The 10078-nt window shown below is 47.9% G+C and carries 11 protein-coding genes and 1 pseudogene; 10 read left to right on the forward strand and 2 right to left on the reverse strand.

Annotated features, from left to right (window positions below; translation table 11 throughout):
* Window positions 1-69 precede the first annotated feature (69 nt).
* On the forward strand, window positions 70-1068 hold the full coding sequence (locus ACPLJI_RS08570; protein WP_424730386.1) for a hypothetical protein: 999 nt from the start codon (window positions 70-72) through the stop codon (window positions 1066-1068).
* Window positions 1069-1078: 10 nt separating this feature from the next.
* Window positions 1079-1906, forward strand: a complete 828-nt coding sequence (locus tag ACPLJI_RS08575) for a methanogenesis marker 8 protein (protein WP_424730387.1) — start codon at window positions 1079-1081, stop codon at window positions 1904-1906.
* Between the two features lie 2 nt (window positions 1907-1908).
* Here the strand turns inward: ACPLJI_RS08575 and ACPLJI_RS08580 are convergent, their stop codons facing one another.
* The gene (locus ACPLJI_RS08580) at window positions 1909-2286 is read right to left on the reverse strand and encodes a CBS domain-containing protein (RefSeq protein ID WP_424730388.1); all 378 of its coding nucleotides are present in this window, start codon (window positions 2284-2286) and stop codon (window positions 1909-1911) included.
* A gap of 46 nt (window positions 2287-2332) precedes the next feature.
* On the opposite strand from ACPLJI_RS08580, the gene thiC reads away from it, so the two are divergent.
* The 6 genes from thiC to ACPLJI_RS08610 all read left to right on the forward strand — a co-directional run bounded on the left by thiC (window position 2333) and on the right by ACPLJI_RS08610 (window position 7360).
* A complete protein-coding gene (thiC, locus tag ACPLJI_RS08585) occupies window positions 2333-3604 on the forward strand; it encodes a phosphomethylpyrimidine synthase (protein ID WP_424730389.1) in 1272 nt (423 codons plus the stop codon).
* A 128-nt stretch (window positions 3605-3732) separates the two neighbouring features.
* Entirely contained in the window at window positions 3733-4011 is a 279-nt protein-coding gene (locus tag ACPLJI_RS08590; protein WP_424730390.1) for a glutaredoxin family protein, read from the forward strand.
* An 8-nt stretch (window positions 4012-4019) separates the two neighbouring features.
* Complete coding sequence (locus ACPLJI_RS08595) at window positions 4020-4472, forward strand: ferredoxin-thioredoxin reductase catalytic domain-containing protein (protein ID WP_424730391.1); 453 nt, start codon at window positions 4020-4022, stop codon at window positions 4470-4472.
* A gap of 19 nt (window positions 4473-4491) precedes the next feature.
* Window positions 4492-5244, forward strand: a complete 753-nt coding sequence (locus ACPLJI_RS08600; protein ID WP_424730392.1) for a helix-turn-helix transcriptional regulator — start codon at window positions 4492-4494, stop codon at window positions 5242-5244.
* 1 nt (window position 5245) lies between these two features.
* A complete protein-coding gene (locus ACPLJI_RS08605; protein ID WP_424730396.1) occupies window positions 5246-6901 on the forward strand; it encodes an ATP-dependent DNA ligase in 1656 nt (551 codons plus the stop codon).
* Between the two features lie 54 nt (window positions 6902-6955).
* Window positions 6956-7360, forward strand: coding sequence for an exodeoxyribonuclease VII large subunit (locus ACPLJI_RS08610; RefSeq protein ID WP_424730393.1), 405 nt, complete (start codon window positions 6956-6958; stop codon window positions 7358-7360).
* Between the two features lies 1 nt (window position 7361).
* Here the strand turns inward: ACPLJI_RS08610 and ACPLJI_RS08615 are convergent, their stop codons facing one another.
* The gene (locus ACPLJI_RS08615) at window positions 7362-7781 is read right to left on the reverse strand and encodes a beta-class carbonic anhydrase (RefSeq protein ID WP_424730394.1); all 420 of its coding nucleotides are present in this window, start codon (window positions 7779-7781) and stop codon (window positions 7362-7364) included.
* A 125-nt stretch (window positions 7782-7906) separates the two neighbouring features.
* Between ACPLJI_RS08615 and ACPLJI_RS08620 the strand changes: the two genes are divergently transcribed.
* Together ACPLJI_RS08620 and ACPLJI_RS08625 are read left to right on the forward strand one after the other, a co-directional pair.
* A complete protein-coding gene (locus ACPLJI_RS08620) occupies window positions 7907-9334 on the forward strand; it encodes a hypothetical protein (RefSeq protein WP_424730395.1) in 1428 nt (475 codons plus the stop codon).
* Window positions 9335-9407: 73 nt separating this feature from the next.
* Window positions 9408-10078 (forward strand): annotated as a pseudogene (locus ACPLJI_RS08625) (phosphoglucosamine mutase); the annotation flags it as partial.

The following is a 10078-nucleotide window of genomic DNA, read 5'->3' on the forward strand; positions in this document are numbered from 1 at the left end:
CCCGGATGCAACCATTATTACCTGGGTGCTAACATAAATACCATCAGTCACTTGCAGTGTGGGAGGTCCATGCAGATCCCGGGTCTTGATATTTCAGAGGGTGCATGTGGCGCATGCCACCTGTTACTCAGGCATCTCTCAGAGGGGGGATTCCTTGTTGAAACCTCAGAGTACCCTGAGGGGGTCAGGGCACGTATACTGGATCCCCAGGGAGATCCGGCTGGGGAGGGGTCTGACATAACATGGGCACCGGCAGTCCTCGAAGCAGAGATAAACGCCGGTTTTTTTGATGATGAGATTGCAGATGCCCTGAAACCATTTCTTACAGATAAAAATGATCAGAAACGAGTTGCAGAAATGGCGGGATATGGAAGGGTTGTTAACACAGCATCCATGGTCATCTCCAGAATATGGTCAGAGGGTGGATTCGTTGAGGTTAAAAGGGACGGGGCAGGTATAAAGGTTGTTTTCTATTCTAAAAACGGCAAAAAAATTGTATCAGCAGCTTCAGGGTTCTGTCCGGTCTGCGCTATCAACATAGCAGCTTCAAGGGTGAGTTCAATCAGAAAAGAACTTGCATCAGAAAGATCCCGGAACACTGGAATGGAGAAATACGAGAGGGGGATCACAGGAAGACTTGAATGGAGGGGTAGGAGGGTTCACTCATACCTTATTCAGGATGGAGTGGTTATTGGCAGGAACTGGGGCTGCTGCATAGCATATGCTACCATAAGGGCCGAAATCGATGCAGGATTTGGAAGCAGTAAGTGGAACAGGCTCTTCAAAAATTACTGTGACCTCTGCCCACTCAAACATTTCTGGCTTGACAGGTCTATGGGTGCCCTGGGCAACAGGATCCTCCACAGGATGGGCAGGGCAGGTGTAAGGGAAAAGGTAAGAATGGAAGATTATATAACTGTGGATATCATATCTGGTGATGAGAGGGTGGCATGTGGTATAGGAACACTATGCTCATTCAGTGCAACTGTAAATGCGCTTCTGAGGTCAGATGCTTCCCTGATCCTGAAACCTGATCCTGCTGAAGGATTTCCATATCCCCAGCGTTGAGGTGTTCTCTGTGGGTGAACATGTAATAGAGGCCCTGGGCAAAACCCGGGTTACAGTGAGGGACGGTAAGGTGGTCCATGTATCGGAGCCACTGATCCACTACTGCCCCCTGTTCCATAAGTATCGTGGCATTGAAAAGATCACATCTGAGGCGGTCCGCCAGAATATTGAATTTCGCATCAAGGATTTTGGCATGTGCACAGCCAACCGTGAATTAAGGATGAGGGATTTTCTATCATTTGGCATCTCAGAGATTATCTCAACACTCCTTGCCGAGGGCGAGGTGGACGCAGCCGTGCTGGTCTGCGATGGGGCAGGAACCGTCATTGTAACAGAACCAGAACTCGCACAGGGCATAGGTGGAAGAATATCCGGCTTCATCAGCACCTCCCCTGAAAAGGATGTTATAGGAAAAATTGGCCCTCAAAATGTCATCGAACCTGAAAAGGCAACAATAGACCAGGTTAAGGGCGTTAAAAGGGCACTTGAAATGGGCTACAGCAGGGTTGCAGTCACCGTAAAGGATCCACTTGATGCAGAGCAGTTAAGGGGAATGGGTGATGGAGAAATATACCTCTTTGCGGTTCACCTCACAGGAATAGATTACAGGGGCGCAGAGAAAATAATCAATACATGTGACGTTGTAACAGCTTGCGCATCAAAATACATAAGGCGCATAGCAGATAGAAGGGCACTGCTGAAGGTGGGCTCCTCAATACCCGTATATGCTTGCACAAAAAAGGGTAAGAGATTCATTGAACTCAGACTGGAAAGGATGGGGGCCTCTGGGGATAAGAATTCAGAAAGAAATCCAGCGTCACCGGAACCCCTTGTATAACTTTAAAGGTGGTCTGCAACAGCCTTTATGATGCAGCTCTGAGTTATAAGTCCCACAAGCATATCGTCTTTCACAACAGGCAGTCTCTGATAACCGGTATCTGCCATTATCCTGCTTATCCTGCTTATTGGAGTATCCTCATCCACAACAACAAGGTCCTTGCTCATGATGTCCTTCACCCGCAGTTTCAGGGCCTCACCACCGGCAAGCAGAATATCCCTGTGGGTTATGAGACCAACAAGCTTGCCGTCCTCCACAACAGGGACCCCACCGACATTTGCACGGACCATCTTGAGGTTGGCAGCCGCCACAAGGTCTTCTGGATTAGCCACAATAACATCACGAAGCATTATATCCCTTGCACGGAGCTTTCTCATCATGAAATTATTTTTATTTATGTCCATATATTAAGATTGAGGGATCAAAGTGACTCAGATGGAAGATGCAAGAAAGGGCAATATAACCCCTGAAATGGAGGAGGTAGCCCGCAAGGAGAACATTGATATTCAGATTCTCATAAAAAGCATTGCAGATGGCAGGGCTGTCATACCATCCAATGTTAATAGAAGTTCATCACCATGCGGCATAGGAGAGAGCCTTTCAACGAAGATAAATGCCAATATTGGTTCATCCTCAAAGATGGAGGACATTGACCTTGAAGTTGAAAAGGCAATGGCGGCCGTGGAATATGGTGCAGACGCCATCATGGACCTCAGCACGGGCCCAATGCTCCGGGAAGTCAGAAGGGCTGTGCTTGAATCTGTCGACGTACCCGTTGGAACAGTACCCATCTATGAGGCCGGTGTTGAGGCCTTCGCATCCAGCGGCTCGGTTGTGGACATGGATGAGGATGACATGTTCAGGGCAATAGAGAACCAGGCCAGGGATGGTGTTGACTTCATGACAGTGCATTCCGGGATAACCCTTGAGACAGTTGAGAGGGTCCAGCGATCAGACAGGATAATGGGTATAGTGAGCAGGGGAGGCGCATTCCTTGCGGCGTGGATAATGCACAACCAGGAGGAAAACCCCCTCTACAGCAGCTATGACTACCTCCTTGAGCTGGCATATGAATACGATGTAACACTGAGCCTTGGGGATGGTCTGAGACCCGGCTGCCTTGCAGATGCATCTGATATACCCCAGCTCCAAGAACTCCTCACCCTGGCGGATCTCGTTGCAAGGGCCCGGGATGCAGATGTCCAGTGCATGGTTGAGGGCCCCGGCCACATGCCACTCGACCAGATCGCAGCAAACATGAAGATACAGAAGTCTGTCTGTGACGGCGCACCATTCTATGTTCTCGGTCCAATAGTAACCGACATGGCCCCCGGCTATGACCATATAAGCGCGGCCATAGGTGGTGCAGTGGCGGCAATGAACGGGGCCGACTTCCTCTGCTATGTAACACCCGCAGAGCACCTTGCCATACCAGGGGTGGAGGATGTTATCGAGGGGGTGGTGGCGTCCAGGATAGCTGCACAGGCCGCAGACGCCGCCATTAAATTGCCAGGGCCCTGGAAATCTGAACTTGAAATGGCAAATGCAAGGAAATCCTTTGACTGGAATAAACAGTTTGAAATGGCATTCGACTCAAGAAAACCTGCAGAGTACAGGATGCAGTGCCCGGTCGATGATCCAGAGATGTGCACCATGTGCGGGGAATACTGCGCCCTCAGGATCCTCAGGGGTGATTGAAGCACTGATGAATCAGGTATCTGGAATTTCCGTGCCAACCACCATCATCCGGCAGGGGCATCTACCGTGCCGGTTCTATTCCCCAACAGTTAATATGGGCCAGTAACAGAAATTACAGTGGTGGTCCAATGAAATTTGAACATGTCAACGGCACCGAAAAGGCAAAGATCCTGCTTTTTGCCCTGAGCACATGTGGATGGTGCAAAAAAACCCGTGAACTGCTGGAGGAACTTGGAGTGGCCTATGATTACATATACGTCGACCTCCTCCAGGGCGATGAACGTGAAGAGGCCCTCAGGGAACTTCGAAAGTGGAACCCATCCCTATCATTCCCCACACTTGCGATAGATGAGGGGGATGTCATCGTGGGCTTCGATGCAATATCCATAAAATCAGCCCTCAGGTAGGGATCATCATGGATGATGAACTTGAAGCACTCTACAGAGAGATAATGGAATCTGCAGAGAGGTCAGGCTATAAACTCAACCCTGACAGGGAATTTGTCATGGAACTCCTGCGGGGAATTCTCACCAACCGTGAAAGGTATGGTTATGATTCCTGCCCCTGCCGGCTCGCGTCCGGCAATCCAGAGGAGGACAGGGATATAGTATGCCCCTGTGATTACAGGGACGAGGATCTTGAGGAATATGGGACATGCTACTGTGGCCTTTACGTCAGGGATGAGAGTGTGGAATTTAGATCGATCCCTGAGAGAAGGAATATGGAAAAAATCCGTGGGGGAAAACTTGACCTCAGGATCCCGGTACTGAGGTGCCGTGTCTGCGGTTATCTCTGCGCAAGGAAAGCACCACCTGAACCATGCCCCATATGTGGTGTCAGCGGAAAATTTGATGTTTTTCTTGAATAAAAGATGTTGAGGTGAATCCTTGCTGAAAGGTTACAGTGAAGTCAAAGAGGAGCTCAGGTTCATTTTTGGCTCTGAAGTGAGACTGAAGGTCCTGCTTGCTCTCAGGAATGGCCCCATGGAGCTATCTGAGATGAGAACAGTTATAAGATCAAGCTCATCAACCATTCTACATGCCATATATCAGCTGGAAGAGAAGAGAATGGTCTCAAGGACCAGCCGCCGCTATGAACTTTCAGCAACAGGGAGGATAATATCCCTCAAGGTGCAGGGTATCATAAGGTCACTCCTTGCTCTTGGAGATCTATCAGAATTCTTAATTGACCATGACCTATCATCAATACCGGATCACCTCCTATCCAGCATAGAAGCCCTTGAAGGGGCCACTATTCTTGAATCAAAGCCTGAGAACCTCACAGAACCATATGAGGTTGTGGCGAAGAACGCCCTAAATTCAGAGAGGGTGTGGATCCTATCAGGGGTATATCAGCCCTTCTATGGGGATCTCATGAGGTCAAGGGTGAAGGCTGAGATAATACTTTCAGAGGATCTTGCAGCCCCCATTGAAAGTGATTTGCCTCAAAATGTCAGGATTCACACCATCCCGGAAAAGCTTAACTTCAGCCTCATAATAACGGAGGGGTCAATGGCCCTATCTCTTTTCCTATCAGACGGCCTCTATGATACATCAAGGGTCCTTTTTTCAAGGGACGATGAGGCAATTGAATGGGCGTGGAGCCTCTTCAGACACTTTACAGATGAGGGAGTTGGATAGATTGCTCTATATTGAACTTGCAGAGGTCTACAGAAAACTTGAATCCACAACAAAGCGCCTCGAAAAGACAGATATCCTTTCAGAGCTCTTCAGCAGCATTGACAGGAACCTTTTACCGGTGGTGACCCTCCTCATGCTTGGAAGGGTTTTTCCGGTCTGGAGTGAGGAGGAACTCGGGGTTGGTATAAAACTTCTCATGCGGGCGATATCAACCATTGTGGGGGTTTCGGTTGATGAAATAGAAGATGCAATAAGGGAGGAGGGAGACATAGGACTTGCGAGTGAAAAACTCTTCTCAAAGAAAACCCAGACGACCTTCTTTTCACAACCCCTCACTGTTGAATTTGTTTATGATAAACTGCGCTCACTGACATCCGTAACAGGTGAAAGGGCCCAGGCAAAGAAGATAGGCATACTTGTTGAGGTCCTATCCCAGGCAAAGCCCCTTGAGGCACGTTACATCACCCGGACGGTCCTTGAGGAACTCAGGGTGGGCGTTGCAGAGGGAATTATACGGGATGCCATCTCCAGGGCTTCAGGAGCCGACCCGGCCCTTGTTGAGAGGGCCCACATGCTCACCAATGACCTGGGCATGGTGGCTGCCGTTGCAATGGAGGAAGGTAATTCGGGCCTTGAGAAGCTGAACCTTGAACCTGGAAGACCTGTAAAGCCAATGCTTGCACAGCTTGCTGAAAGCATAGAATCGGCAATAGAGGAACTTGGAAGGGCATTCTGCGAGACAAAGTATGATGGGATAAGGGTCCAGATACACAGAAAGGGAGATGAGATATCCATTTTCACACGGAGACTTGAAAACATAACCGCGGCGGTCCCCGACATCCTTGAGGGCGTTGAAAGGGCGCTTCCAGCTGAAGACTACATAGTTGAGGGTGAGATCATTGTCACAATTGGGGGTAAACCAGCTTCATTCCAGTACATACTCCAGAGGGTCAGGAGAAAGTATGATATAGAAAGATTGAGGAAGAAGGTCCCCCTCTCCCTCTTCCTCTTCGACGTCCTCTATTATGAAAGGCCCCTAATTGATGAACCACTTAGGGAGAGAAGGAGCATTCTTGAGTCAATTATTTCCGAGATTCCAGGAGAGATTGAGGTGAGTCAAATGGTTGATGTGGGTCCTGATAATGTTGATGAAGCCCTGTGGCTCTTCAGGGAATCAATAAAGGAGGGGCATGAGGGTATAATGATAAAGGACACAGAGTCACCATATATACCAGGTATAAGGGGCAAAAAGATGCTTAAATTCAAGGCCGAACCCGAAACACTGGACCTCATCGTGGTTGGAGGTACCTATGGCCGTGGAAAAAGGGCCCACCTCATTGGTTCATACCTTCTGGCTGCAAGGGATGATGCTACAGGGGAGCTTGTGACGGTGGCTCATGTTGCAACGGGCCTGGATGATGAAACCCTCCAGGAGCTCTCAGACAGGATGGAGAATCTTGCCATTGAGAGGAAGGGGAGGAAACTCAGGGTCAGACCGGAGATAATACTTGAGGTGGCCTACAGTGAAATAGTACGCAGCCCTGAGTATGAGAGCGGTTACTCTCTTCGTTTTCCGGTTGTAAAACGCATAAGGGATGATCTCAGCCCTGATGACATTGATACGGTTTCCCGTATAGAGTCAATGTTCAAGGCCTGATGGGGAAATAACCCTCCAGTAATATTTAAATATCCATATGTATTACATAACCTCATGGGTTTCATACTGGATGACAGGACACTACTCATAATATCGTCTCTACTGGGAATCGCCGGATTTATTGGAATGATAGTATCCTCAGCATCACTCACACCCCCCATCGTTGGAGTGTCAGATGTGGATGGTTCCATGCTGGACAGGGAAATTACGGTTGAGGGTACCGTGGAGTCGGTTCATGAACTCGAATCGGGAACCTTACTTTTAAAAATAAATGATGGGACAGGGACACTGACTGCGGTTGTATTTAAATCAGCCTCGGAAGGCATGGAAATGAGCCCTGAAATCTTAAGGGGAATGAGGATCCAGGTAACAGGAAGGGTTAAGGAGTACCATGGGGCACTGGAGATAGTTGTTGAGAAACCATCTGCCATCAGGTCAAAATCAGGGGAGAGTTTTTAGCTCACTCCTCATCAATGTGGATCGGTTTGAGCTCACCTGTGGCTATGTCAATGATGAGACCATGGACCTTTACTGATTCAGGTATAAGTGGCGATGACCGAAGCCTCCTGATACCCTCGATTACATTTTCCTCCTCATCGGCTATGGGGTTCAGTGTGCTGAGGCTGAAATTCTCAATGACATCCTCATCAACGCCAAGTTTCCTCATCTCTGATACCATGGGGTCCCCATCAAGGCGTGTCATTCCACAGTCTGTGTGCCCCACTATGATTATCTCCCGCACACCAAGGGCGTATATGGCCACCGCAGCTGACCTCACAGCACCATCATCCACAATGTTGCCTGCATTCCTTATTATCTTTGCATCACCCCTGCCTATCCCGAGGGCCTCTTCAAGGAATCCTGTGAGCCGGGAGTCCATGCATGTGATTATGCAGATACCCTGGCTGGTTTTGCGCTCAGAAGGGGTCCTTCTTCCTTAACAAATCTTCTGTTTTCAGAGAGGATATCCTTAATAACCATGATAACCAACCTCATTCCATACCCATGAAAAGCATAGCAGGGATACCTATGGAGATTGTCAAGAGGAACACCACTTTGATATTGACCCTTCTACCTCCACTCTTTGCATTCCTTCTCGCACTCGTACCATCCCTCAAGTACAGCACACCACTTACATGGGATATCTACTACCATATACATAACGCTATGCTTTACATGGAGAGGGGCATCGTCTTCTGGGATCCGCTTACATGTGCCCCTTACGGGAGACCCATATGTTATCCGCCCCTATTTCATGTAATGCTGACTCTCCTTGTTAAAATCACCGGTCTTGGCTTTTTAACCGTGGCAAGGTTCATACAGCCGGTGATGGCATTTCTGATTATCCTGTCCTTTTCTCATGTTGCAGGAAGGTTCTACGGATTTTTAACTGGATTTTTAACTGGAATGCTTTCAATTTCAAGCATATTCTTCTTAAGGATAATCATGCCCATCCCAGAAGCCATGGCAATGATATTCGTACCTTTTTTTGTTTATGGTTATTACATTTCAATGGAAAATGATTCTAAACTTTATCCGGTCTTCACTGGGATTATTTTTGGTGTTCTGATGTTAACACACACCCTATCCGCAGCAATGGTCCTTGCAGTGGTTCTAATATCAGCACTGGCTTTCAGAATCGGGGGTTACAGTATAAAGCCTGGAAATTTACTTTTAATTATCTTAACAGGTTTCATGCTGGCCATGATCTGGTACGCACCTCTTCTGGTTAAATATGGATTTTTCTTCAGGCCCCCCCCGGCAGACCCACTTTCCATTGAGGGGTACATCAATCATTTCGGGGCATTGCTTACTGTACTTGCACTGACGGGATTAATATGTGCACTTAAAAGGAGGGATAGAAGGGATATCCTGATGGCCACATGGTTAATATTTGTTCTGGCTCTGAGTGCCTGTTCCACTGTGGGATTGAAGGTCCTATCGGACAGAATACTGTACTTTGCACTCTTTCCTGCGGCGGCAATGGGGGCCAGCATCTTCAATTCAATGAGCATGGCTGATAGGAGGTGGCCTGTTTATGTCCTGGTCCTGTTCATATCAGTTTACTCCCTGTGCAGCGGCTATGGAATTGCAAGCACCGTTAAACCATTGGTTTCTGAATCTGAAATGGAAGTCGCCCAGTGGTTCAAGTATAATGGGGACCATAAAACAGTTGTTGTCTCCGGTTACCATATTCAGCCGTTGATAGTTTCTATTGGAGGACAACCGGTATCTGCAGGTGGCTACGCCCCTGGATCTAAATACACAATTGACGCCCGGAAATACACCATCACCCTTGATTATACTGAGGATGACATCAGAATGGATAGGGTAGGTTATATAATTCTTGACACTAAAAACAGGAAAACGCCCCTGTATTCAAGAGAGGTCTACAGAAATAGGGATTTTGTGGTTTATAGGGTGGAAGTTTGAGATATTTTGTGGTTTATAGGGTGGAAGTTTGTTAAACTCATTCGTCATCAATAATCATACAGAGGTTATGAAAATGAAGAGGCTATTCGGTACATTTGGTGTCAGGAGACTTGCAAATGAGGTTTTAACCCCTGAATTCGCATCTAAACTTGCAGCAGCATATGGTTCCATTGTAGATGGAAAAATCGCTGTTGGGGGGGATACAAGGACATCGACGGTCATGATAAAAAATGCAGTTATATCAGGCCTTCTATCCAGCGGATGCGATGTTGTTGACCTCGGGATACTGCCAACACCGGCGGTCCAGTATGCGGTGAGGAATTACTATGATGGGGGTGTTATCGTAACCGCTTCCCACAACCCCCCAGAGTACAATGGCATAAAATTCGTTGACTGTGACGGTATAGGTATCCCTGATGGGATGGAGGAGGAAATAGAGGAAATATTCTTCCAGGAAAAATTTAAGAGGGCTTCATGGAATGATATCGGCCATCTAACAGTCAATCAGAGCATAATAGACGAGTACCAGGAGGAGGTTATAGGGAGGGTCGACGCAGAGGCCATCAGAAAGAGAAACTTCAGGGTTGTGATTGACTGTGGCTGCGGTGCCGGATCCTACACAATGCCATACATCCTCAGAAAACTGGGCTGCAGTGTTGTGACCCTTAATTCCCAGCCTGATGGGTTTTTCCCTGGTCGTGACCCTGAACCTGTCCCTGAGAACCTCTCTGAGCTCATGGATAC

This window comes from Methanothermobacter sp. (assembly GCF_049720995.1).
Taxonomy (GTDB): domain Archaea; phylum Methanobacteriota; class Methanobacteria; order Methanobacteriales; family Methanothermobacteraceae; genus Methanothermobacter.